We start from the raw sequence: 23,925 nt of genomic DNA, 5'->3' as shown, positions 1-23,925 counted from the left end.
CGTTTATCTTAATTACCCAGCAAAGTTTTTAGTATCAATTTCTACACCAGGACTCATAGTAGAAGATATATATATTGATTTAATATATATTCCTTTTGCTGTCTGTGGCTTCAACTTTACCAATGTTGTTAATAATTCTTTAGCGTTTCCTGCTATTTTCTCGGCATCAAAAGAAGATTTACCTATTGCTGCATGAACAATACCAGTTTTATCTACTTTAAAATCAATCTTACCTGCCTTTACATCAGAAACTGCTTTTGAAACATCCATTGTTACTGTTCCAGTTTTTGGGTTAGGCATTAATCCACGAGGTCCTAATACTCTACCTAATGGTCCTAATTTACCCATAACGCTAGGCATGGTGATGATTACATCAACATCTGTCCATCCGCCTTTGATTTTATCAAGATATTCATCAAGGCCAACAAAATCAGCACCTGCTTCTTTTGCTTCGGCTTCTTTATCTGGTGTTACTAATGCTAATACTTTAACATCTTTTCCTGTTCCGTGAGGTAAAGTTACCACACCACGCACCATTTGATTTGCTTTACGTGGATCTACGTTCAGACGAACAGCAAGATCTACAGAAGCATCAAAATTTACGCTTGTTATTTCTTTTACTAAAGCAGAAGCTTCATCTAATGAATACGCTTTGTTTTTATCAACTTTAGCGTTTGCTTCCTTTTGCTTTTTAGTTACTTTTGCCATTTTGTAAACGTTTTTGGATTAAAAAGGAGCTTGTCCTTTTACAGTTACACCCATTGAGCGAGCAGTACCAGCAATCATTTTCATAGCAGATTCTACAGTAAATGCATTTAAATCCTGCATTTTATCTTCTGCGATTGTACGAACTTGATCCCAAGTAACACTAGCTACTTTTTTACGATTAGGCTCTCCAGAACCTTTTTTCTGTTTTGCTGCTTCCAGTATCTGAACAGCTGCTGGTGGAGTTTTGATAACAAAGTCAAAAGACTTGTCTGTGTACACATTAATTACCACTGGTAATACTTTACCAGCTTTATCTTGTGTTCTACCATTGAATTGCTTACAGAATTCCATGATATTTACTCCGGCAGCACCTAAAGCAGGTCCAACTGGTGGGGATGGGTTTGCCGCTCCTCCACGCACTTGTAATTTTACTACTTTACCTATCTCTTTAGCCATTTTTCTAATTTTAAATTAGAATTGTTCTATAAGTGGAAGCAAAAGAACAACTCTGGATCTATAATGTAACAATTATTATATTTTTTCTACTTGCATATAACTCAATTCTAATGGCGTTTTTCTTCCGAAAATCTTAACCATTACCTCGAGTTTACGCTTCTCTTCGTTTACTTTTTCAACAGTACCATTAAATCCGTTAAATGGTCCATCGATAACTTTTACTGTCTCTCCTACTGTGTAAGGAATTGCAACGTTATCAGTTTTAACTGCAAGTTCATCAACCTTACCTAGCATTCTATTAATTTCTGCTTTTCTTAGTGGCACAGGATCTCCTCCTTTTACTTCACCAAGAAAACCTATTACACCATTAATAGATTTAATGATATGTGGTATTTCTCCAGAAAGGTTAGCTTCTATCATAACATAACCAGGAAAATACACTCTTTCTTTATTTATTTTTTTTCCATTACGAATCTGCACTACTTTTTCTGTAGGTACAAGAATCTGAGAAACATAATCTTCAAGTCCCATATGAGCAATCTCTCGCTCGATATAGTCTTTAACTTTATTTTCCTGACCGCTTACCGCTCTTACCACGTACCATTTCTTCGTATTATCTACTTCAGCCATTTTAAAAATTTAAGATTTAACTAAAGTAAAATAATATTCTATCACATTACTAAATGCAGTATCTATACCCCAGATAACTAAGGAAAAAATAACCGAAAAAACGATTACAATCAAAGTAAGTCTTTGTGCTTCTGCCCAAGGGGTCCAAGTCACATGATTCTTTAGCTCATTATATGATTCTGCAATGTAATTTACTAGTCCAGCCATCTTGTTTATTTTTTAAACGAATCAAAAACAAATTTTAATTTCGTTATAAAACTCATTATTATAACAATCTATTACTGTATATATACAATATTGATTGACTTTGCACGGGTTGAGAGACTCGAACTCCCGACACCTGGTTTTGGAGACCAGTGCTCTACCAACTGAGCTAAACCCGTAACATAAGTCAAGGTATTCGTATCAACGAATACCTTAACTTTTATATACTATCTTGTATTAGTCTAAAATTTCAGTTACCTGACCGGCACCTACTGTTCTACCACCTTCACGGATCGCAAAACGAAGACCTACATTCATTGCAATTGTCTGAATAAGCTCAACAGTAATTGTTAAGTTATCTCCAGGCATTACCATTTCAACTCCATCAGGAAGAGCAATATTTCCTGTTACATCAGTTGTACGTACATAAAACTGAGGACGGTAGTTATTATGGAATGGAGTGTGACGTCCACCTTCTTCTTTCTTAAGGATATACACCTCAGCTTTGAATTTTTTATGTGGAGTTACAGAACCAGGTTTAGTGATTACCATACCACGAGAAATCTGAGTTTTCTCAATACCTCTTAATAGGATACCAGCATTATCTCCTGCCTCACCTCTATCAAGGATTTGACGGAACATCTCGATACCTGTTATAGTAGAAGTAAGCTTTTCAGCTCCCATACCAATAATCTCAACTGGATCTCCAGTATTAGCGATACCTGTTTCTATACGACCTGTAGCAACAGTACCACGACCTGTAATAGAAAATACATCTTCAATCGGCATTAAGAAATCTTTTTCTACATCACGCTTAGGTAATTCGATCCAAGCATCTACAGCTTTCATTAATTCTAAAACTGTATCAACCCATTTTTGCTCACCATTAAGAGCTCCAAGAGCTGAACCAGAAATTACAGGACCATTATCACCATCATATTCGTAGAAAGATAAAAGATCTCTAACTTCCATCTCAACAAGCTCTAATAATTCCTCATCATCAACCATATCCACTTTATTAAGGAATACAACGATTCTAGGAATACCTACCTGGCGACCTAAAAGTATATGTTCACGAGTTTGTGGCATAGGACCATCTGTAGCAGCAACTACTAAGATCGCTCCGTCCATTTGTGCAGCACCAGTAACCATGTTCTTTACATAATCGGCGTGACCTGGACAATCAACGTGCGCATAATGACGATTCTCAGTTTGGTACTCAACATGAGATGTATTAATAGTAATACCTCTTTCTTTTTCTTCTGGAGCATTATCGATTTGATCAAAATCTCTCGCTTCAGAAAGACCTGCATCTGCTAATACTTTAGTAATCGCAGCAGTTAAAGTCGTTTTACCGTGATCAACGTGTCCAATAGTACCAATATTTAAGTGCGGTTTGGAACGATCAAAAGTTTCCTTTGCCATAATTAATTTATTTAATCTAAGTTATATATTAGTGTTCAATTCAAAATTCTGAACCTAGAGCCAATGACGAGATTTGAACTCGTGACCTCTTCCTTACCAAGGAAACGCTCTACCCCTGAGCTACACCGGCTTTTTAATGAGTATAATGACAAATCAGAGCACTTTCAATACTATAAGAAAGAAATCCGATCAATCATTACATTTATGTTAAAAATCCAACCTTAATTATTTACAATTAAGATTTGCTCTATTTTAGAGCTAAAACCTCAAAAAAAACAGGCTCTACTCTCTACACAGGCTTTTCACCCTGTTTTCTTTTACTAATCAAATACATTATTTGAACGTAAAGAAAATTCTTAGAGCGGGAGACCAGGTTCGAACTGGCGACATTCAGCTTGGAAGGCTGACGCTCTACCAACTGAGCTACTCCCGCTTTTAGTTCTGAATTAAAAATATCAGAACAGAATTTTATTTTTAACTTCTTTTAAAAAAACATCTAGACAAATTAAGTTGATGCTTATTTCAAAATTATGTGGGGAGAGCAGGATTCGAACCTGCGAAGACATAGTCAGCAGATTTACAGTCTGCCCTCGTTGGCCGCTTGAGTATCTCCCCGATTAAAAAATTCAATATTTTAAAATGAACTTATGAATTTTGAGTGCGCAAAAATAGTCATTTATTTTACAATTCAAAATTCTATTTAAAAAGCTTTATTTTTTATTTAAAAAAAATGCTTTTTTAGAGCCGATGGAGGGACTCGAACCCACGACCTGCTGATTACAAATCAGCTGCTCTAGCCAGCTGAGCTACATCGGCTTTTCACCATGTTTTAGAACATAAAAAAGTCCGCTATTTCTAACGGACTGCAAATGTATAGAATTTATTTCTTTCACAAAACTATTTTTCAAAAAAAATAGTCAAACATGTGCATTTAATTTTTCTTTACGCTTTCTAAGTTGTCTTTCTAACGAACTAACACACTCATCTACACCTTCTTCAAAGGATTTGTTAATTTTTTTTATCATAAATTCGTCTCCCGGCACACTCAATAAAATCTCCGTAATTTTATTTTCTTTACTACTCGTATTCATAACTTTCAAAAATACATCTGCATGAATTATTCGATTAAAATGAGTTTCTAACTTATCCAATTTAGTTTGAGTAAAATTCACCAACTTTTGATCTACATTAAAATTTACGGACTGCAAGTTCACTTTCATAGGTTGTTAGTTTAATTAGATTGAACAAAATTTTAAGCCAAAAAGATTGATAAGCTAACAACTCATCTTTATTTTTTATTCCTTGGATGAGATTGTTTATACACTTCTGTTAACTGAGCTACACTATGATGAGTATATACCTGAGTAGCAGCTAAACTAGAATGGCCAAGCAATTCTTTTACAGCATTTAGATTTGCCCCTTCATTTAGTAAATGTGTCGCAAAAGAATGTCTTAAAATATGCGGACTCTTTTTCACTTTTGAAGATGCCTTACTAAAATAACCATTTATAATGCGATATACAAGTGTTTCATAGATTTTAACTCCTTTTTTTGTCAAAAGCAAAAAGGAGGGTTCTTGCTCCCTAATCAAATCAGATCTCACAGTCAAATACAGGCTCAATGTATCACAAACCGACGAAAGAAGAGGCAAATACCTTTCCTTATTACGTTTACCTAAAACTTTTATTTGCTTCTGATTTATATCTACATCTGATAACTTAAGATTCACCAATTCTATTCTTCTTATTCCTGTAGCATAAAAAAGTTCTACAATCAACCTATCTCTAACACTTTCGAAATCCTGATCATCTCTTAAACCTTTCAAAACATCTTCTACTTCTTGCGTAGAAAATGGTATTTGAAGCTTTTTAGGCGCTTTTAAAGCTTGGTGCTTCGCCAGGGGGTTCTTATCTATTTGTTCTGACTTAAGCAGAAATTTATAATATGTTTTGAGAGAAGAGACCTTTCTATTAATCGTTCGATTAGAAACACCATCATTAACAAGATTCACAATCCAGGAACGAATCTGAGCATAGTTTGCATTGGCTATCTCAGAAGTATCATATTCTGTTTGATAGAATTCTAAAAAAGATAGCAAATCTGCTTTATAGGCTGTTACCGTATGCTTAGAATAATTTTTTTCGTGAAGTAAGTACTCTATAAACTCAGAAATAAACATAAAAAAACCGTTAGAAAACAAAAGTATAAAACTTTTAGCATCCTAACGGTTAAAATTTATACTGAAAAACGGCAGTCTAGTTTCTTCACAAGAAGAAACATTATAAAGACAGCGTTATTTACCTTTAAATTTCTTCTTGATCTCTTAAGTGCTGAATATATTGCGCTTTTTGAATCTGCGCTCTTCTTTCAACAGAAGGTTTTGAAAACGCTTGACGTTTACGAAGCTGACGCATCGTTCCTGTTCGATCAAATTTTCTTTTAAAACGTTTTAACGCTCTATCTATATTTTCTCCGTCTTTAACTGGTATAATTAACATAGTGGCACCTCCTTTCTTTAGAAATAATTAGGGTGCAAAGATAATACAAAACTATTATCCACAAAGTTTTCTTCAATAATATTTAATATTATTTCAAAGACCAAACAGAATAGCCCTTTGGTGGTGCCTGAATTTTAACCCATTTACCTCCCTGAGTAGTCGGTTCCCATCCCGAATGACCAGTATAATCTTTAATTTTCTTGTTTGACCAATTGGTCTGGATCCATCTTTCTTGCCATGAATTTGAATTATTAATATACACCACTAAACCATTTTTACCACTTCCTCCATTTCTTCTAGCGATATATTCGTCATTATCTGTCCAAAGGTTTGTTGTATTTCCTCCTGCAAGATTGTTATGAATCCAAATTAGATTATTCATTTTATTTTTATCTAACCAATCCTCATAATCTCTATAAAAAATTGCAGGATATCCTTCATGAGTTAAAATATACGCATAGGCCAGTATTTTGTTATTGATAATTTCATCGGTATCATGATTAGCCACAAAAGTAACTGCTCTTGTTGGACTTCTTTTCCATAGCATATCTCCGCTAAGTGCATTTAAATTATTTCCTTGAAATGCATCTCTCATTTTGTAATAACATCCAAAATCAAATGCAGACATCTGCGCCTGATCCGTCCACCATTTTAAGGTGTTTACATTTCCATCCCAATACTCTCCTACAGCAAATCCTCCTACTGCATTTCTAAACTCTTTTGGAACCCAAGGTTCGAATCCTTTTACGTAATCAAATCTCCAACCATCAAATTTCATAGTATTTTTATAATACTTCGCTACAGAATTAGATTTTTTCCACAACCAATCCTGTACATAACTTTTGTGGTGACATATATCTGCAAAACCTCCAAAAACACCAGAATCATTAGCATGGTAATCATTTGGGTGAAAATCATACTGAGTTCTTTCAAATAATCCAGATAGAGGGTTATAATCTGTATATGTATTAGAATTAGTAAAAATATTAGCTTCAGAATCTCCTCCACTATTGTGATTAATCACTATATCTGCAATTACGCTTAGGCTATTATTATGTGCAGTTGTAATTAAACTGGTTAATTCTGAACGCGAACCAAATCTGGTTTCGGTACTCCCCATTTGGTTATACTCACCAAAATCATAATAATCAAAGGGGTCATATCCCATAGACAATCCTCCATTCATTGCTTTACTAACAGGTGGCAACCAAATAGCATCAATACCTGCATTGCTCCAACTGTTTACTTTTCCTTTTACAACATTCCACCAGGTACCGCCCGCAGGTACATCCCAATAAAAAGCTTGCATCATTACTCCCGAACCAATTTGTTTTAGCGCTTTTGAAGAAACCTCTTCCTGTAAATCCCCGGACTCAGGTGCTGCTTCGTCTAAAACCTCATCTTTACTACAACTAATAAACAAAAACGTTATAGTAAGAAGTCCATAAAAAAATGTTTTGATTTTCATAATTAACTAATGTTTGTGTTAAATTTTTATCAAATTAAGTATTTTACAAAAGCCGAAAACGTTTGAAATCTCACGCAAACGTTTGCGTGTTGATAAAACTTTAAATTTTATCGTTTTATACTAGTACAAAACGATAAGTAGCTATTTTTTAAACCTAAAAAAGTATAGAACAAAAAAAACCTCGAGGTTTCTCCCCGAGGTTTTTGGTATATAAAATTTTAGTTAAAAAATCTATACTATTTTACGTTGCCGCTTTATATTCTTTTTTATCAATTATAATCTTAGCAATTACTTCTCTTAATATTTCTGAAGTTCCGCCTCCTATTGGACCTAATCGGCTATCTCTAAATAGTCTTGCCATTGGATACTCTTCCATATATCCATAGCCCCCTAATAGTTGTAGACATTTATATATTGCTTCATCAGCAATTTTGGTAGAAATCAACTTCGACATGCTTGCTTCTTTAACCACATATTTCCCATCATTAAGTCGTTTAGCAACAGAGTAATTAAATTCTTTGCACATTTCTACTTCACTTGCAATATCTGCAACAGTATGTCTTAGCGCCTGAAATTTATCAATCGTCTTCCCGAAAGCTTCTCGCTCTGACATATATTGTATAACATATTCTAATGCATACTCTGTTCGTGCATGTGCATTAACTCCCATTATCAACCTTTCTAAAGCAAAATGCTGCATAATATATGAGAATCCTTTGTTTTCTTCTCCCATTAAGTTATTTGCGGGAATTTTCACATTATCAAAAGCAATTTCTCCTGTATCAGAAGCTTTCCATCCCAGTTTTTCTAATTTAGTAGCAGAAATCCCTGGAGTATCTCTATCAACAACAAAGATACTTATCCCTTTATTTCCTAATTCGGGATTTGTTTTTGCAGCTATAACGAGGTAATCACTATAAACACCATTAGTAATAAAGGTTTTAGATCCGTTAATTACGTAATGATCTCCTTCTTTTACTGCTGTAGTTCTCATTCCTGCAACATCAGAACCTCCAAAAGGTTCTGTAATACCTAAGCATCCTATTTTCTCACCAGATATACTGGGTTTTAAATACATTTCTTTAATTCTATGATCACCTTCTTTATTTAAATGTGTCATCGCCAAATATGCATGTGCCCATATAGCAGCAGCAAAACCACCAGAATTAATTTTTTGCAGTTCTTCTAAAAGTATCACAGTATAAAACAGATCGAGGTCTAGTCCACCGTATTCTTCTGGATACGCAATTCCAAAGTATCCCATTTCACCAAACTTCTCCCAAATAAACCGATCAATATCTCCAGTTTTTTCCCATTTGTCTATATGTGGTGTTACTTCTTTTTTCAGAAACTCCCTAAGACTTTGCCTAAATAATTCATGTTCTTCTGTAAAATACATACTATTCATATGACAACCTTCGTTTTTTTGTTAACATATTACTACATATAATGATTGCTTCTTCAATACAATAAAACCGAAATCCATAAAATGGGCTTATGAATCAATTATTATTTTAATGATTCATCAAAATTCGTAGCAATTTTTTAATGATTCTTAATTCAATGTCAAATATAACTTTATTCTATCTATTTTTTTGAGAGAAAAACCCTCAATTTTTCCTAATTCGTTAAAGTTTGATATATTCCCATTATCTTCAATAAATTCTTTAATATCCAACGCCATTTCAAAATCAAAATATGGTATTTCCACTAATTCATTGACTGACGCAGTATTTACATTTACTTTTTTTATCTTTTTAGGTGTCTTAACCGTAAACATGGATAAGATTTTATCTTTCTGATTATCATATAAACCATAAACATCCTCAAGTTGGATATCTAGAGTAAAACCTCCTATACTATTCCTATATTTGATTATTCTTTCTGCAATAAAATGAGGCAGGCCAATACTTTGCTCCAGTTCTTTACCAGAAACTGTGTTTAAATCTTTTTTTTGATCATACGATTTAATTGGAAATTTCTTCTTAGAATATTTCCTGCTCACCCCGGTATTACTCTTTTTTATCCATTCTGGGAATTTAAATAAAGGAGATATAGCCGAAAGAACCGAATCAGAAACCCGAGTTACTTTTTTAAAATCTGCAATAGAATTGATCCATTTATTATCATTTCTGTATGCATGAAGTCGATCTAGCTCACTTGTAGAAAGTCCTAACATATATCCCTTATGGTCTGAGATAAAATTTGGGTTAAAAGGTTGTAAATGATATTCTTTTTTTTGTTGTTCGGCTACACTCTTAAGCGAGTCTATTTGCTGCTGAAAAAAGGTCATTTCGACAAAACTATACTGTTCAGAAGAAGATTTTGGGTAAACATAATATCCTATAAGCACAACAAATAGGATAATTGATAAAAGAAAAATCCCATTTCGAAAACGTGAGTGTATTTCGAAATGGGACTTTTTATAATTCATAAAGAATAGTCTTTTTAACTTTTTGATGCTTTTATCGCATCAAAGTATCTTGTAAGTTGTTTTTTAACTACAGGAAATAAGAAAAATAAACCTATCATATTTGGAAATACCATTGCAAAAATCATTGCATCAGAGAATGCCCAAATAGAATTCATACTAGCTGCTGCTCCAATTATTACAAAAGTTAAAAACAATAGTTTATAGACTAAATCGGCAGCTTTACCTCTACCAAATAAGAATTTCCAGGATTGCAAACCATAGTATGACCAGGAAATCATAGTTGAAACCGCAAATAATACTACTGCAATGGTTAAAAACACATTAGAATAAGGTATATATTTTGCAAAGGCCATGGAAGTTATTCCTGCACCTTCATAAGATACTCCATCAATGAAAACTGCTCCAGAACCATCGCCTCCATACTCAAATGCTCCACCAAAATTGAAAATAATAATTACTAATGCGGTCATTGTACATATCACTACAGTATCAATAAAAGGCTCAAGTAAAGCAACAAGTCCTTCACTTGCAGAATATTTAGTTTTTACTGCAGAATGTGCAATAGACGCAGAACCTGCTCCTGCCTCATTAGAAAATGCAGCTCTCTTAAAACCTACTAAAAGAACTCCTATAATACTTCCAACTCCAATAGCTGTTGGATTAAAAGCTTCACTAATAATTAACCCTATAGCATCATCAACTAAAGAAAAATTACCAAAAATTATATATAAACAAGCTAATAAATATAAGATAGCCATAAAAGGAACTACCTTTTCTGTTACAGAAGCGATACGCTTAATTCCTCCAATAATAATGATCCCAACAAGAATTGCCAGAATTATTCCAATCCAAAAACCTGCACCTGTACTTTGAAGATCTAAAAGCTCTTTTAAAACAACAGTAGCCTGATTAGATTGTGCAGCATTACCACCACCAAAAGATCCTCCTATACAAAATATAGCAAATATAACTGCTGCAATTTTTCCTAGAACTTTAAATCCTCTTTCTTTTAATCCTTTACTTAAATAGTACATAGGGCCTCCATACACAGTACCATCTTCTCCTACATCTCTATACTGAACTCCAAGAGTACATTCTACAAACTTGGTAGACATTCCTAATAATCCACAAATAATCATCCAAAATGTAGCTCCTGGTCCTCCAAGTGCAATTGCCAGGGCTACCCCCGCAATATTACCATTACCCACAGTACCTGAAACTGCTGTTGCCAATGCTTGAAAATGACTAACTTCTCCTTCCTTAGATTCATCCCGTATGGTATCTCTTATATCACCATCTACCGCAGCCGATGGGTCTCCTAAGCTATGCCCTTCAACATCATCATATTTTCCTCGTACTACATTAATAGCTTTCCCAAAATACCTGAAGTTAGGAAAACCAAAATATAAAGTAAAAAACAATGCACTTAATACTAATAATATGATAACAAAAGGAGCACCTTCAAAAACTTCAAAGAAAATTACTGCAGAGAAAAAGTCGGATACAGGTTTAAAACCTTCGTCTATTTTCTGATCAAGTCCTTTTTCTGTGACCTCTTGTGCAAATGTTAAAAATGGAATGGTGAGTGCTAAAAGTGAAAGAAGAATTCTCTTCATGATTTTGTGAATTAATTGAATTTAATTGTTAAGAAGTGAGCAAGATGGTAAAAAAAACATTTGTTTACAATTTTTTTAGATGTTAAATGTTTCTAATTCTCAAATATCGAACTCCTTATTTAAAAGATTAATTTGTTCTGGGCGACCTAAAACTACAATCTTAGAACTTGGTTTTAATAAAGTATTAGCTTCTGGGTTTACAATATATTCTCCCTCTGGTGATTTGTAACCTATAATGGTACATCCCGTTCTGGATCTCATATCAATATCAAGAATAGTTCTTTCTATTTTATCATCAAACATGTCTTCAAAAGAAATTTCTTCGATGTTTATAGATTTTTTACCTACAATAGAAAGATTATCCAAAAACTCTATTAAATCGGGCACTACTACTAAAGACGCCATGTGATCTCCACCAATACGATCTGGCATAATAACATTATCTGCGCCGGCTAATCGTATTTTCTTATAAGAAGTATCTTGAGAAGCTCTACTAATTATTTTGAGCCCTTTATTAATTTGTCTTGCAGAAAGTACAATAAACAAGTTATCTGCATCTTCTGGCAATGTACATATTAAACAAGCAGCTCTCTTAATACCTGCTTCTATTAATACTTCGTCTTCTGTGGCATTACCTTTTAGAAAAAACAGGTTTTCATTTTGATATCTTTCTATTACTGCTTCGTCTTTTTCGATAATAATAAATGGTTTATTGTATGCTAACAATTTGGCGGCAGCTTGTTTACCATTACGGCCATAACCAATTATAATAATATGATTTTCAATATGATGTATCATTTTTTGTGTTTTTCGATATTGAAGTCTTTTAGGATCATTTTTACTTACAATATATTCTGTTATTACAGATACAGAATATGCAAATATGGCTACACTAGTCGAGATAAGGAATACAGTAAATAACTTTGCACTATCACCTAATGGTTGAACTTCTCCAAAACCTACAGTAGACAAAGTAATCACTGTCATATATAAGGCATCTACCCAGGAATAGTTAGAAAAAAACCGAAATCCCAGTACCCCGATAGCAATTACTATAATTAATAAAATTAATGCAATAAATATTTTTGGAATTCCCCATCTATAAATCTTTTTCATAGGTCAAATACTGAAGTTCGTTTAGTATAAACCAAATCTTTTAGTTTTAGCCAAAATGCCAGATTAAGGTATATTACAAAACCTAATCCCACAGTGGCAAAAGTTAAATAAATAAAGAACAAACGCACATTTTTTGCTCGCATCCCTAACCTATCGGCTAACCTAGAGGAAACATAAAATCCATTACGTTCTAAAAATTGTCTTAGATTATAAAGCATATCGCAAAATAATTATATTATCCTAAATTCTATTCACCATTTAATAAATAATTCCCGATTGCACATTTTAAACATGCTTTTTGGTCACAGTATGTATTTTTGAGTTGAATCATAGCTTGAGAATGCATTGCATTTTCAATTGGTACGTTTAAGTCCATAAAATTGCTAATAATGCTGTTTTTTTCAAAAGGTAATTTAGTAATTAACTCAAAAATATCTTCTTCGGGATTTTGTCCTACACTTCTGGCATATACAAATTTTATAGGGATAATTGTATTAATCAACAGCAAGTCTACAAATGGTTTTGTTAGTCTTTTCTTACTTGCTTTTGATTCTTTTTCAAAAGTATAATGATTTTGCCAAAATTTGCTGGTCTCTACCGCGAAAAGAGCATAAAAATCTTCAATCCTATTACTGCTAATTACTTTACTGAAGAGTTGGTGGTTTTTAAAATATAACATTGCCAACTGCGCCAATCGTATCGTTGGAAAATTAGGTGGTCGTAGTCTAAAAAAATGAAATGGCTCTACTCTACCGGTACTTAATTTATACTTATTTTTCAAAAACTGATATTCATTTTTCAAGGTATTGAAGTACTCTCCTTTTATATCAACCTCTAAGAGGCCTGCCTGACCAAAAAACAAAGCCTCTAATTCTTCTAGGTGACTTGTACATTTTCTAAGTACTGCAAAATCTATTGAATTTGCCAAGCTCAAAAAAGAAGTCCCATTTGTTTTCAAGCCAAAATTTTTGGACAGTAGCTTAAACAACACAGCTTCCCAATTGTTTGCAGAGTCTTTTAGAAGTTTCAAAATTAAAGTCGATTTTTTTTCCAGTCGTTCTAAATACAGTCTTTCTTGCCAATTCGACAACATAAAACGCGAAACTTCGGGGAGCTGCTTATCACAACTAATCCATTGTTGAGCATTTTTATCAAAGAGTTTTTTATAGCGAACTAATAGCTCTTCTCTTATGTATTCCCTAAGTTGTAATGTCGGTATAATCGAGTTATCTTTTCTGTATACTTCTACATCATCTTCCCAAACTACATGAAGAATCACATTATCATATGCAGGGTCATTCTCATGGTTATGAACATACCAGTCACTTGATCTGACATGCACCTCAACATTTCCTGCCCATTTTTGCCCTTGAATAATAAGTCTTGCATCAAAAAAATCAGGTCCAGAGTTTTCTATATTATGTGTCCCTATTTGCTGAAGTATAAGCTCCTCATGCCTTGTTGTTCTTAGATCTACAAACCCAAATTTTTTATATTTCCAAAGGTATTGTAAAAAATCCTCAGTCATATATTCTATATATTGTTTATAATTATCAGACCTACCTGTAAGCAAACAGGTGGTATTAGCTACTAAATATTTCGGGTAGGATAGAAAATAAGAAGAATAGCTTTTCTAAAATTTAGATGATGAAATTACTAAAATTTATTAAAATCCTGTAAGTTCTATTAAATAACATTGACTACTTTTTAAATCTATATATAAATGACTAATATTTTAAAGTCTATTTTTATTTCTGTTTTCCCAGTAATTGCTCTTTACTTTACTATTGACAGTGTTATACATCTTATTGATCATGGAGTATCTTATAGGTATATAGGAAGGTTAATTATTTCGCTTTCTATTGTGACACTCTTCATTTTGATTTTTATAAAACCCGTTGCTCGAACTGATGCTAATCTAAAAAAATACACGCTGCCTATTGCTATTGGTTTTTTAATTAGTCTATTATTTGGCGGTGTTATCGAACAAGATTTAAATGGATCTTTACCGGGAATTGGTTTATTTTTAGGGTGGATATTATACATAAGATGGTATTCTACGTTTAAGAATAGAGAAAAAAACACGGTTATTAAAGTAGGTGACCTGTTACCAGAACTCGAATTACAGGATCCAGAAAAAAACAGTATAAATACTTCCAAATTTATAGGAAACTCATCAATTTTTCTATTCTACCGAGGAAACTGGTGTCCATTATGTATGGCACAAATTAAAGAAATTGCTTCTCAATATAAGGAACTTGAAAAAAGAAAAATAAATATAGTTCTTATTAGTCCTCAACCTCATAGGCATACCAAATCTCTAGCAAAAAAATTTGGATTAAATTTCAATTATTTGGTAGATCAAGGAAATAAAGTTGCCAAGCAATTACAAATTTTTTCAAAAAATGGTCTTCCTATGGGTTTCCAAATACTAGGATATAACAGTGATACTGTAATGCCAACTGTAATCATAACGAATAAAGAAGGAAGAATAATCTTTGCAGACCTTACTAATAATTATAGAGTACGACCAGAACCAGAAATATTTTTAAAAATTATTGATCAACAAAGTCTTTAGTTGAAAATACTAACATTAGTTAGTACCCCCAAAAAAAAGAAGGTTAAAGTTGTTATAAACACAAAAAACACAGAACTAACTCCTTTTAAATAGTACGATTACTACTTAATATTCTTAAAATCAAGTTAATTCCTTACAAAAATGTACTATTGGTAAGATTTTATGTATTAATGGAAAACTTAACCACAAATTCATTTCTTTACTTTGTTATGAATTAAAGGGAAAATTAATTCATTCTAAAAATATTAAGATTACAAAACCCTAAGCTAAGTTGAGTTTGTGTTAGGTTATTGATGGTTGCCATTTTTGGCGACCATCTTTATTTTTATACATATCCAAAAAAACAAGAAAGCCAGCATCTGAGCTTTACATATTTTATGTATTCATATCTGGATAGATATCAAATTTATTAAAAAATGCTTTTTTAAATTTTGAAGAATTAGAATAATTAAGCGTATCCATTACCTCACGTATTGATAACCCTTCTCCGATAATCATATTGTATGAAATCTCTAGTCTTTTATTATTAAAAAACTCTAAAGGAGTTTGGTTATGAATTTCTTTAAACATATTAAAAAAATTAGTACGACTCATATGTGCCATCGCTGCTAATCGATCAACCCCAACAAAAGGTTCTTTAAGATTATTCTTGAGATAATCACTTACCTTATAAATATTACCCACTTGCCCGCAATTGATACTAAAAGGGTTGCTTTCTGTTTCCCATCTTAATACATCTTTCCAAAAAGTTTCTAATAGTCGAACACCTCTAGCAATAAAATAAAGGTAGTTCTCTACCCTATCTACATCAGGTTGTACAATCTGATCAAAAAGACTTGATTGTTTATAAGAAAGATAAAATTTATTAATATGTTGGTGAGAATAACGAATATAATTGTCAAGTTTTTCCGCCATATCGTTATTCTTTAAAAAAAAAGGTTTGGTATATGAACTTTTTAATACAATCATGGTAGATTTTACTTCAGCTCCTTTTGTAATAAAAACTTGTTCTCCTTGTCGAGCATCCATGCACCTCATATTACCAGGAGTATAACTATCAGAGTACTGGCTTATAATCTGATCTTCCTCTAATTGATGATCTAAAGCATATTTTCTAAAATGAAGTATAATATCTTTTTCATCGATGGGTCGTCTTATATATTCAATATCTGTATTAGCTTTATAATTGTTTATAATAAGAAAGACTTCTGGAGATATTTTATAATACAACAAATACCCTTCTCCAATCTCGGGAGGAAAATAAATTCGATCAGTAGAACTATTTGGACTTAGTTGTGATCTAAAATAGTCACTTAGTTTGTCTATATCAGAAAAATCAAACAAATATTTACACATACCACCATCATTTTACACTTATCTTATTCAGCCCATGTAGATGTATTCCTGGTAACTAAAAAAAATAAATAAACACAAAAACAACCCCTTTATTAGCTTACAAAAAAAGCTAATAGAGGGGGAGAATTATTATTTAAATATAAGAATTTATTTTATATGGCTAATAACATCATACTTTGTTATGATGTGGTGTTTTCCGTTTTCTAACTCAACTAAAACTGCAGAACTTCCGTTTTTAATAAGCTTAGATATCTCATCAAGTGAAGTTTTAGCGTTTACAATCGGGAATGAATCTTTCATAACATCTTTAATTGGTGTACTGCCCGTATTTTTATCATCTAAAAAAGCAGTAAAAAGTGCACTCTCATCTACAGAACCAACAAATCCATCACTATCAACTACTGGTATTTGCGAAATCTTAAATTTACGCATACGCTCAATAGCATGTGATACCAGTTCTTCTGTCTTAACAGTAACCAATGGTTTTTCTATATGATTTTTTACTAAATCATCGGCTGTATATACTTCTTCATCAAGAAAACCTCTTTCTCGCATCCAATCATCATTAAACATTTTCCCTACATATCTACTGCCATGATCATGAAATAAAATCACTACAACATCATCTTTGGTAAAATGTTTGTTTAATTGAAGTAATCCTTTTATAGCCGCTCCAGCACTATTACCTAAAAACATTCCTTCTTCTTTCGCAAGTTTTTGAGTATAAACCGCAGCATCTTTATCTGTCACTTTGGTAAATCCATCAATAACCGAAAAATCTACATTTTTTGGTAAGATATCTTCTCCAATACCTTCTGTGATATAAGAATAAATTTCGTTTTCATCAAAAATCCCTGTTTCATGGTATTTCTTAAAAACAGAACCATAGGTATCTATTCCCCAGATTTTAACATTTGGATTTTTTTCTTTTAGATATTTTCCTACGCCAGATATCGTACCTCCAGTACCTACTCCAACAATAAAATGTGTTATTTTACCGTCTGTTTGTTTCCAGATTTCGGGACCTGTGCTTTCATAGTGTGCTTGTGCATTCGAAGGATTATCATACTGGTTAACATACCATGAATTTGGAGTTTCTTCTGCTAATCTCTTAGAAACCGAATAATACGACCTTGGATCATCTGGTTCTACATTAGTTGGGCAAACCATTACCTTTGCTCCTACGGCTCTAAGGATATCCATTTTTTCCTTAGACTGCTTATCTGCCATTACACAAATCAGTTTATACCCTTTTATGATAGCTACTAAAGCTAATCCCATTCCTGTATTTCCCGATGTACCTTCTATAATAGTTCCTCCTGGCTGTAATCGACCATCTGCTTCTGCATCTTCTATCATTTTTAAAGCCATTCGATCCTTTACAGAATTCCCTGGGTTAAAAGTTTCATATTTAGCCAACACTAAAGCATCTACATCTTTCACTAGTGTATTCAATTGGACTAACGGTGTATTACCAATAGTCTCTAGTATGTTTTTTGCGTATTCCACTCGATATAATTTACAACCCTATAGGGTATTTTAACATGGCAAAGATACGACCTAGATTATCGATTGGCAATTTTTAAGAAAGAATAACAAATTATTGAAAACGGATTGACTTTGTCGGTGATATCTTTGCTATAATATATGAAGGGATAAGTAGCATTAACAAACACAATAACATTGTTCCTATATTAAGTAACACAATATATCCTATATCAATATACACTGGGGCAGTACTTACATAATACGTTTCTGGATTAAGCCCTACAACTCCATAATACTCTTGTATAAGAAGTAAACCTATACCGATAAGGTTACCCCAAAACAAACCTATTAAAATCAAATATGCAGCATTATAAAGAAATACTTTTCTTATACTCCAATCATTTGTTCCTAAGGCTTTCAAAATTCCAATCATAGGGGTTCTCTCAAGAATCAAAACCAATAAAGCAGTAATCATATTGATACCAGCAACCAAAATAATAATCCCAATAATCCCAATAATATTAAGATCGAATAGTTTTAACCATTCGAAGATTGTGGCATACTTTAATGAAATTGTCTGACTATCTAGGGTAGAAGGAATATTTTCATAGATTTCCTGTCCTTTTTTATCGATTTGATCAAAATCATCAATAAAAACTTCAAAATTTCCGATCTCATCTGGTTTCCATTTATTCATTTTTATCACATGTCTGATGTCTGCAAAAAGGAAGGTTTCATCAAACTCTAAAAATCCTGAATTATAAATCCCTACAATCTCAAAAGCTCTAATAAAAGTTTTTGAGTTTGAAGCAGTGTTCTTTTTTAGGAAATATGTAATTACTTTATCTCCAATACTAAACCCTAAACGATTTGCTATATGTGAAGACAACAAAATTTCTTCATTAAGTTCCCCTGTAAAATCGGGTATTCTTCCTTCTACAAGATATTCTTTAAAAGAATCCCAGTTATAATCTTTACCCACTCCTTTAACCACCACACCATCAAAATCAGATGCTGTGCGTATCAGTCCCATTTTTGTCGCCACACCTTGCATATGAACAATTCCTTCAACCTCAGAAAACTCTGGATAGAAGTTTTGATCAGTAGATATAGGCATAAGAGATTCTACACTACTGTTATTATCAAAACTAGAAATTAATATATGCCCATTAAATGCAGCAACTTTTTCCCTTATTTTGCGTTGTAGTCCTACGCCAGTAGCAACTGTAATTAGCATCATGATCATACCAACGGCAATAGCAAAGATTGCAATTTTTATAATTGGAGTCGAAATGCTACTTTTATGTTCCTTACCTTTGATGAGGCGTTTAGCAATAAAATACTCGAAATTCAAGCTTAACTATGGTTTTTGTTAGAAATGCATTCAAAAATACATTTTTATTCCTTTTCATAATTTTTATTTCTTGTGTAAGTGGAATAAAAACAACTTTACCCCCTTCTTCTGTAAAAATTGAAAACTCAATATCTGCAGCATATATTGCTCAAGATACTACAAAAATTCAAGAATCTATAGTAGTTGGGGCCAATCTTACTGATGATTATATTCCTATTTTAGAAAATAAGAAAGTAGCTATTGTAGGAAACCAAACTTCTGTTATTTTTAAAGATAGTATTACTAGTCAAAATTATGTACATCTTGTTGATTCTTTATTGTCTAGAAATATTAAAATTCAGAAAGTATTTGCTCCAGAACATGGTTTTAGAGGTAAGGCAGATGCAGGAGAATTAGTTGCTGACAGTAAAGATATCAAAACGGGGCTTCCTATTTTCTCTCTCCATGGAAAAAACAAAAAACCATCTAAAGAAGCTTTATCTAATATCGACATTGTTGTTTTTGACATCCAGGATGTAGGAGTTCGCTTTTATACCTATATTTCTACATTACATTACGTAATGCAAGCCTGTGCAGAAAACAACATTCCTGTCTTGATACTAGACCGTCCAAATCCAAATGCACATTATATTGATGGTCCAACCTTAGAATCTGAGCACTCAAGTTTTCTGGGAGTACACCCAATACCATTAGTTCATGGTATGACTATTGGTGAATATGCAAAAATGATCAATGGTGAAGGCTGGTTGGGAAAAAATTTGACCTGTGAGATCAATATTATTCCTGTTAAAAACTACACTCATACTGCTTCATATAGTTTACCAATACGACCATCACCAAATTTACCTAATGATAAAGCTATCAATTTATATCCTAGTCTTGGTTTTTTTGAAGGAACTACCATTAATGCAGGTCGTGGTACCGAAACACAGTTTCAAATTTTTGGTTCTCCTGACTTGAGTATAGAAAAATATGATTATGCTTATATCCCCAGGCCAAATTTTGGTTCTAAATATCCTAAACATAGAGGAGAAGTATGTTACGGAAAAGATTTAAGAAAAAACGAATCATTGGATTCTATAAACCTAGAGTGGTTAATTAATGCCTATAACCATACCAAAGTCAAAGAAAAGTTTTTTAATACCAAATCATTCACCATTCACGCAGGAACAAAAAAATTGCAGCAACAAATTGAACAAGGTCTTTCTTTTCGAGAAATTAAAAACACATGGACAGAAGATCTCGAAAAATTTAAAATTAAAAGAGCGCAATATCTAATCTATCAATAGCATTATTTAATTCTATAAAACCCCTATTTTCAGGGATGTTATTGACTCTGGGAATTAATACATTTGCTTATGTTAAAATTTGTACATCAAGCAATTGTATATAGTATATTTATTCTACCTTTTATCTTGGGAGCACAGATAGACAGGAGTAAAATTCCGTCTATTCATAAAGAAGAAAAAAAGATAGTTAAAGAAATTCAGCTTTTGGTTAACACTCAGGGCAAAGAAGAAGAGGGGTATAAAAAAACTCATCATCAAATCAAGACAAGAGCTTTAAAAAGTAATCAATTCAAAGCAGATTTAAATCTGGTACTTTCCTCCTATTTTAAAAAGAAAGCTATGATTGATTCATCATTGTACTATGCAAAAAAAATATTGACAATAAAGCATTTCAAAAACGATACTATAAAGAGTGAGATTTACGGCCTTGCATACAACATGTTAGGAATATTAAACTCTAAAATAGGCCTTGAAGAAAAATCAAAAAAATGGCACTTAAAAGGCATTAACATTTCACAAAAATACAATGATAGGCGTATTCACTATATTAATTCTTTTGGTCTGGCAAATGCATATCTATCAACAAAAGAGTATGAAAATTCATTACGTCTTTATAAACAATGCCTAGAATACACAGAACATCCAGAAATAGTTTATGGCAGCTATGTTAACATGGCTAATATATATGGTTATTTAGAGAATTATGAAACAACCATCCTATATCTAAAAAAGGCACGTGAGATGTGTAAAAAATCTCAAAGAAACCGTTGTATTGGGATCATTTCAAACAACATAGGAATTACATATCGAAAGCAAGGTGATATGGATCAAGCTTTGATAATGTTTGATGAGGCTCTAGAAATTGCAGCTACTTACCAATATCCTGAAATAGAAATTATCGGCTATCTAGAAAAAGGCCTTATACTAAATCATCAAAAAAAACATAAAGAAGCAGAGAAGATGATTCTTTTAGCTTTAAAGAAGTCAAAAGAACTTGGGTTTTTAAACAAACAAAAAAGCATTTATTATAGATTAAAAGAGGTATCTATTTCTCAAAATGATTATAAGAAAGCGCTTTCTTATGCCGAAAAATTCTATGAGGTTTCAGATTCTATTCGATTTTTAGAGAATGACAAAGAAATTAATGAATTAGAAGTAAGGTATCAAACTCTTCAAAAAGAAAAAGAAATAAAAGTTCTTCAGGTCCAAAATGCGAATCGAGAATTGGATTTAAAAAATCAGGAAGAAGCTATCAAAAATCTCAGATTACAACAAGAGATTGAAAAAAAAGACACTCAGAACAAGATTTTATCTTTTCAGAATGCTTCAGAAAAAAAACTTAACGAAATTACATTACTAAAAAAAGATCAGGAAATCCAAGAATCTAAATTAGCCAGGCAAAAAAGTATTAAAAATAGTATCTTGTACTCTTTTTTAATTCTTCTTATTCCGGTTATTGGTTTATTATTTACATACTATCAAAAACTTCAGACTCAGAGTGAATTAAATAAAAAACAGGAAGAAATAAGTGAGCAAAAAATTTCTTCTTTAATTAAAGAGCAAGAGTTAAAACTAATTAAAGCGTCTATCAAAGGCCAGGATAAAGAAAGAAAACGAATTGCGCTAGAGCTACACGATAGTATCGGTGGCAATCTTGCTGCTATAAAGCTACAACTAAATAACACTGTGCTTAATGGAAATAAAAAAACAATAACAACTATTAACAATCAATTAGATGATACTTATGAGCAGGTACGTAATTTATCGCATAATTTAATACCTAAAAAATTTAGTAAAAACAACTTTTGTGATGTGCTTGAAGAGTATTTTAATAATATTGGTGGTACAACTAGTCTAAGCACTTCTTTTGTAGCATACCCAAGAACAGAAATTGATCTTTTAGATGAAACGTTGCAAATCGAAATTTTTAAAATTATTCAGGAACTTATAACTAATACTATTAAACATGCCAAAGCTACTTCTGTAGAACTTCAATTAAATCTAGTAGAAAATATTATAAATGTACTATTCGAAGATAATGGTATAGGCTTTAACGCAAAAAACAAGGCTACCGGACTTGGATTTGAGAATATTAAAAATCGATTAAAAAAAGTATCAGGTACTTTTCATATCGATTCTAGAATTAATCGAGGTACTATTATAGATATAGAAGTTCCTGCATTAACATCAATTAATAATAAAGTGAGCTATAATCATTAAAGATCAATTCTAGTCTACTTGATGACAAACAAGATTAGAATTATACATAGCAAGTTTTATTTAAACCTAATTACAAAAAAATAAACCAATGAAATATAATTTAATCATAGCAGATGACCATAAAATGTTTTTGGATGGTTTACTAAGCATTCTTAACTCAGAAAAAGAATATAATATTTTATTAACTGCCAAAGATGGTAAACATATTGCAAAATACCTGGAAATTAATCCTGATGAAAAAATCGATCTTATTATCACCGATATTTCTATGCCAGAATTAGATGGTATTTCTCTAAACAAAATTATAAAAGAAAGAAAGAAAAGTATAAGAACTCTGGTAGTTAGTATGCATAATGATGCAGATATGATCGATAATCTTATAGAACATGATGTAGATGGGTATGTGCCAAAAAATGCTGAAAAAGAAGAGCTGTTAAAAGCTATAAAAACAATACTTAAAGGAGAAAAATATTTCTCAAAAGATATAAAAGATATTTATTTAGAAAATAAGTTTGCTAAAAAAAAGAAGGAAGATATTAAACTTACCCAAAGAGAAATTGATGTTATTACCCTTATCGCTCAAGAGCATACTACACAAGAAATTGCAGATCAATTGTTTTTGAGTAAACATACTATCGAAAGTTATAGAAAAAATCTTATCGCTAAACTTAATGTTAGAAACCTGGCTGGGTTAACCAAGTATGCCTTAAAAATGAAGTACATAAAACCTTGATAAGGTATAATTCTATTCTTATCAATACTAAAATTAGGTATTGAATCTTGATCTGGTTAATTATTTCTTATTACCAAATCCATAACCCAAACGGTAGCTTAGTATAATCCCGTGTGTATTATTAATGGGAGTATCCCTAAGGGTTTGATTATAATTATATAATAATCGTAAGTGATTCGAAATATAAAATCCTGCAAGAAAATTAATAGAAGAACTCGTTCTGTATCCAGCACCAATCTCAATTTTGTTTTTGTAGTTCACTGTAGTATTAACATCTACCTGAATCGGAGCTCCTGAAACATATTTAACCAAAACGCTGGGAGTGATTAATACTTCTTTAAAACGTGAAGCA

Annotated in this window: 23 protein-coding genes and 5 tRNA genes; 4 read left to right on the top strand and 24 right to left on the bottom strand. The window is 32.2% G+C overall.

Annotated features, from left to right (window positions below):
- Positions 1–12: 12 nt before the first annotated feature.
- From rplA to Z053_RS0115495, 20 genes are all read right to left on the bottom strand, one after another.
- Entirely contained in the window at positions 13–708 is a 696-nt protein-coding gene (gene rplA, locus Z053_RS0115590; protein WP_025665927.1) for a 50S ribosomal protein L1, read from the bottom strand.
- Between the two features lie 18 nt (positions 709–726).
- Complete coding sequence (gene rplK / locus Z053_RS0115585; RefSeq protein ID WP_024768886.1) at positions 727–1,164, bottom strand: 50S ribosomal protein L11; 438 nt, start codon at positions 1,162–1,164, stop codon at positions 727–729.
- Positions 1,165–1,239: 75 nt separating this feature from the next.
- Positions 1,240–1,794 carry a transcription termination/antitermination protein NusG gene (gene nusG, locus Z053_RS0115580; protein ID WP_024768887.1) on the bottom strand — a complete coding sequence of 185 codons (555 nt, stop codon included), beginning with the start codon at positions 1,792–1,794 and terminating at the stop codon, positions 1,240–1,242.
- Positions 1,795–1,803: 9 nt separating this feature from the next.
- Complete coding sequence (secE, locus tag Z053_RS0115575) at positions 1,804–2,001, bottom strand: preprotein translocase subunit SecE (protein WP_025665926.1); 198 nt, start codon at positions 1,999–2,001, stop codon at positions 1,804–1,806.
- A 103-nt stretch (positions 2,002–2,104) separates the two neighbouring features.
- A tRNA-Trp gene (locus Z053_RS0115570) sits at positions 2,105–2,177 on the bottom strand.
- A 58-nt stretch (positions 2,178–2,235) separates the two neighbouring features.
- Positions 2,236–3,423: an elongation factor Tu gene (tuf, locus tag Z053_RS0115565; protein ID WP_025665925.1), complete on the bottom strand. Its 1,188-nt coding sequence runs from the start codon at positions 3,421–3,423 to the stop codon at positions 2,236–2,238.
- Between the two features lie 58 nt (positions 3,424–3,481).
- Positions 3,482–3,553: transfer RNA gene (locus Z053_RS0115560), tRNA-Thr, on the bottom strand.
- Between the two features lie 230 nt (positions 3,554–3,783).
- A tRNA-Gly gene (locus Z053_RS0115555) sits at positions 3,784–3,856 on the bottom strand.
- A 100-nt stretch (positions 3,857–3,956) separates the two neighbouring features.
- Positions 3,957–4,038 (bottom strand) — tRNA-Tyr (locus tag Z053_RS0115550).
- Positions 4,039–4,165: 127 nt separating this feature from the next.
- A tRNA-Thr gene (locus Z053_RS0115545) sits at positions 4,166–4,239 on the bottom strand.
- 101 nt (positions 4,240–4,340) lie between these two features.
- Positions 4,341–4,643 carry a ribosome hibernation-promoting factor, HPF/YfiA family gene (gene hpf / locus Z053_RS0115540; RefSeq protein ID WP_025665924.1) on the bottom strand — a complete coding sequence of 101 codons (303 nt, stop codon included), beginning with the start codon at positions 4,641–4,643 and terminating at the stop codon, positions 4,341–4,343.
- A gap of 68 nt (positions 4,644–4,711) precedes the next feature.
- Positions 4,712–5,602, bottom strand: coding sequence for a tyrosine-type recombinase/integrase (locus Z053_RS0115535; RefSeq protein ID WP_025665923.1), 891 nt, complete (start codon positions 5,600–5,602; stop codon positions 4,712–4,714).
- A gap of 124 nt (positions 5,603–5,726) precedes the next feature.
- Positions 5,727–5,921 (bottom strand): 30S ribosomal protein S21, encoded by a 195-nt coding sequence (gene rpsU / locus Z053_RS0115530; RefSeq protein WP_024768892.1) that lies wholly within the window; start codon positions 5,919–5,921, stop codon positions 5,727–5,729.
- A gap of 88 nt (positions 5,922–6,009) precedes the next feature.
- Complete coding sequence (locus tag Z053_RS0115525) at positions 6,010–7,389, bottom strand: alpha-amylase (protein WP_025665922.1); 1,380 nt, start codon at positions 7,387–7,389, stop codon at positions 6,010–6,012.
- Between the two features lie 241 nt (positions 7,390–7,630).
- Complete coding sequence (locus Z053_RS0115520; RefSeq protein WP_025665921.1) at positions 7,631–8,797, bottom strand: acyl-CoA dehydrogenase family protein; 1,167 nt, start codon at positions 8,795–8,797, stop codon at positions 7,631–7,633.
- 147 nt (positions 8,798–8,944) lie between these two features.
- Complete coding sequence (locus tag Z053_RS0115515) at positions 8,945–9,823, bottom strand: ComEA family DNA-binding protein (RefSeq protein WP_025665920.1); 879 nt, start codon at positions 9,821–9,823, stop codon at positions 8,945–8,947.
- 14 nt (positions 9,824–9,837) lie between these two features.
- On the bottom strand, positions 9,838–11,439 hold the full coding sequence (locus tag Z053_RS0115510) for an alanine/glycine:cation symporter family protein (RefSeq protein WP_025665919.1): 1,602 nt from the start codon (positions 11,437–11,439) through the stop codon (positions 9,838–9,840).
- Positions 11,440–11,538: 99 nt separating this feature from the next.
- Positions 11,539–12,555, bottom strand: coding sequence for a potassium channel family protein (locus Z053_RS0115505; protein WP_025665918.1), 1,017 nt, complete (start codon positions 12,553–12,555; stop codon positions 11,539–11,541).
- Positions 12,552–12,773: a PspC family transcriptional regulator gene (locus Z053_RS31955; protein ID WP_024768898.1), complete on the bottom strand. Its 222-nt coding sequence runs from the start codon at positions 12,771–12,773 to the stop codon at positions 12,552–12,554. Before Z053_RS31955 ends, Z053_RS0115505 begins: the two co-directional genes overlap by 4 nt.
- Before the next feature lie 29 nt (positions 12,774–12,802).
- Positions 12,803–14,083 carry a DUF2851 family protein gene (locus tag Z053_RS0115495; protein WP_025665917.1) on the bottom strand — a complete coding sequence of 427 codons (1,281 nt, stop codon included), beginning with the start codon at positions 14,081–14,083 and terminating at the stop codon, positions 12,803–12,805.
- Positions 14,084–14,278: 195 nt separating this feature from the next.
- Here Z053_RS0115495 and Z053_RS0115490 point away from each other — a divergent pair, with 195 nt between their 5' ends.
- Entirely contained in the window at positions 14,279–15,133 is an 855-nt protein-coding gene (locus Z053_RS0115490; protein ID WP_025665916.1) for a peroxiredoxin family protein, read from the top strand.
- A gap of 375 nt (positions 15,134–15,508) precedes the next feature.
- Here Z053_RS0115490 and Z053_RS0115485 read toward each other — a convergent pair whose 3' ends face one another.
- The 3 genes from Z053_RS0115485 to Z053_RS0115475 form a co-directional block, all read right to left on the bottom strand.
- The gene (locus tag Z053_RS0115485; protein ID WP_025665915.1) at positions 15,509–16,489 is read right to left on the bottom strand and encodes a helix-turn-helix domain-containing protein; all 981 of its coding nucleotides are present in this window, start codon (positions 16,487–16,489) and stop codon (positions 15,509–15,511) included.
- 147 nt (positions 16,490–16,636) lie between these two features.
- The gene (locus Z053_RS0115480) at positions 16,637–17,998 is read right to left on the bottom strand and encodes a pyridoxal-phosphate dependent enzyme (RefSeq protein WP_025665914.1); all 1,362 of its coding nucleotides are present in this window, start codon (positions 17,996–17,998) and stop codon (positions 16,637–16,639) included.
- A 91-nt stretch (positions 17,999–18,089) separates the two neighbouring features.
- A complete protein-coding gene (locus Z053_RS0115475; RefSeq protein WP_025665913.1) occupies positions 18,090–19,331 on the bottom strand; it encodes an ABC transporter permease in 1,242 nt (413 codons plus the stop codon).
- A gap of 8 nt (positions 19,332–19,339) precedes the next feature.
- On the opposite strand from Z053_RS0115475, the gene Z053_RS0115470 reads away from it, so the two are divergent.
- The 3 genes from Z053_RS0115470 (at position 19,340) to Z053_RS0115460 (ending at position 23,573) form a co-directional block, all read left to right on the top strand.
- Positions 19,340–20,620, top strand: coding sequence for an exo-beta-N-acetylmuramidase NamZ family protein (locus tag Z053_RS0115470; protein WP_025665912.1), 1,281 nt, complete (start codon positions 19,340–19,342; stop codon positions 20,618–20,620).
- 69 nt (positions 20,621–20,689) lie between these two features.
- Positions 20,690–22,840, top strand: coding sequence for a tetratricopeptide repeat-containing sensor histidine kinase (locus Z053_RS0115465; protein WP_025665911.1), 2,151 nt, complete (start codon positions 20,690–20,692; stop codon positions 22,838–22,840).
- 88 nt (positions 22,841–22,928) lie between these two features.
- Positions 22,929–23,573: a response regulator transcription factor gene (locus Z053_RS0115460; protein ID WP_025665910.1), complete on the top strand. Its 645-nt coding sequence runs from the start codon at positions 22,929–22,931 to the stop codon at positions 23,571–23,573.
- Between the two features lie 60 nt (positions 23,574–23,633).
- On the opposite strand, the gene Z053_RS28710 is transcribed toward Z053_RS0115460, so the two are convergent.
- On the bottom strand, positions 23,634–23,925 hold a 292-nt coding region (locus tag Z053_RS28710; RefSeq protein WP_035096290.1), incomplete at its 5' end, for a type IX secretion system membrane protein PorP/SprF.

It is taken from the genome of Aquimarina megaterium XH134 (assembly GCF_000520975.1).
GTDB classification, from domain to species: domain Bacteria; phylum Bacteroidota; class Bacteroidia; order Flavobacteriales; family Flavobacteriaceae; genus Aquimarina; species Aquimarina megaterium.
This window is presented reverse-complemented; position numbering and strand designations above follow the sequence as displayed.

Coding starts and splice junctions, on each gene's coding strand:
- Z053_RS0115470 (WP_025665912.1), top strand. CDS start 19,340: ATGGTTTTTGTTAGAAATGCATTCAAAAATACATTTTTATTCCTTTTC.
- rpsU (WP_024768892.1), bottom strand. CDS start 5,921: ATGTTAATTATACCAGTTAAAGACGGAGAAAATATAGATAGAGCGTTA.
- Z053_RS0115505 (WP_025665918.1), bottom strand. CDS start 12,555: ATGAAAAAGATTTATAGATGGGGAATTCCAAAAATATTTATTGCATTA.
- tuf (WP_025665925.1), bottom strand. CDS start 3,423: ATGGCAAAGGAAACTTTTGATCGTTCCAAACCGCACTTAAATATTGGT.
- Z053_RS0115520 (WP_025665921.1), bottom strand. CDS start 8,797: ATGAATAGTATGTATTTTACAGAAGAACATGAATTATTTAGGCAAAGT.
- Z053_RS0115485 (WP_025665915.1), bottom strand. CDS start 16,489: ATGTGTAAATATTTGTTTGATTTTTCTGATATAGACAAACTAAGTGAC.
- secE (WP_025665926.1), bottom strand. CDS start 2,001: ATGGCTGGACTAGTAAATTACATTGCAGAATCATATAATGAGCTAAAG.
- nusG (WP_024768887.1), bottom strand. CDS start 1,794: ATGGCTGAAGTAGATAATACGAAGAAATGGTACGTGGTAAGAGCGGTA.
- rplK (WP_024768886.1), bottom strand. CDS start 1,164: ATGGCTAAAGAGATAGGTAAAGTAGTAAAATTACAAGTGCGTGGAGGA.
- Z053_RS0115525 (WP_025665922.1), bottom strand. CDS start 7,389: ATGAAAATCAAAACATTTTTTTATGGACTTCTTACTATAACGTTTTTG.
- Z053_RS0115510 (WP_025665919.1), bottom strand. CDS start 11,439: ATGAAGAGAATTCTTCTTTCACTTTTAGCACTCACCATTCCATTTTTA.
- Z053_RS0115465 (WP_025665911.1), top strand. CDS start 20,690: ATGTTAAAATTTGTACATCAAGCAATTGTATATAGTATATTTATTCTA.
- Z053_RS0115460 (WP_025665910.1), top strand. CDS start 22,929: ATGAAATATAATTTAATCATAGCAGATGACCATAAAATGTTTTTGGAT.
- Z053_RS0115515 (WP_025665920.1), bottom strand. CDS start 9,823: ATGAATTATAAAAAGTCCCATTTCGAAATACACTCACGTTTTCGAAAT.
- Z053_RS31955 (WP_024768898.1), bottom strand. CDS start 12,773: ATGCTTTATAATCTAAGACAATTTTTAGAACGTAATGGATTTTATGTT.
- Z053_RS0115490 (WP_025665916.1), top strand. CDS start 14,279: ATGACTAATATTTTAAAGTCTATTTTTATTTCTGTTTTCCCAGTAATT.
- hpf (WP_025665924.1), bottom strand. CDS start 4,643: ATGAAAGTGAACTTGCAGTCCGTAAATTTTAATGTAGATCAAAAGTTG.
- Z053_RS0115495 (WP_025665917.1), bottom strand. CDS start 14,083: ATGACTGAGGATTTTTTACAATACCTTTGGAAATATAAAAAATTTGGG.
- Z053_RS0115535 (WP_025665923.1), bottom strand. CDS start 5,602: ATGTTTATTTCTGAGTTTATAGAGTACTTACTTCACGAAAAAAATTAT.
- rplA (WP_025665927.1), bottom strand. CDS start 708: ATGGCAAAAGTAACTAAAAAGCAAAAGGAAGCAAACGCTAAAGTTGAT.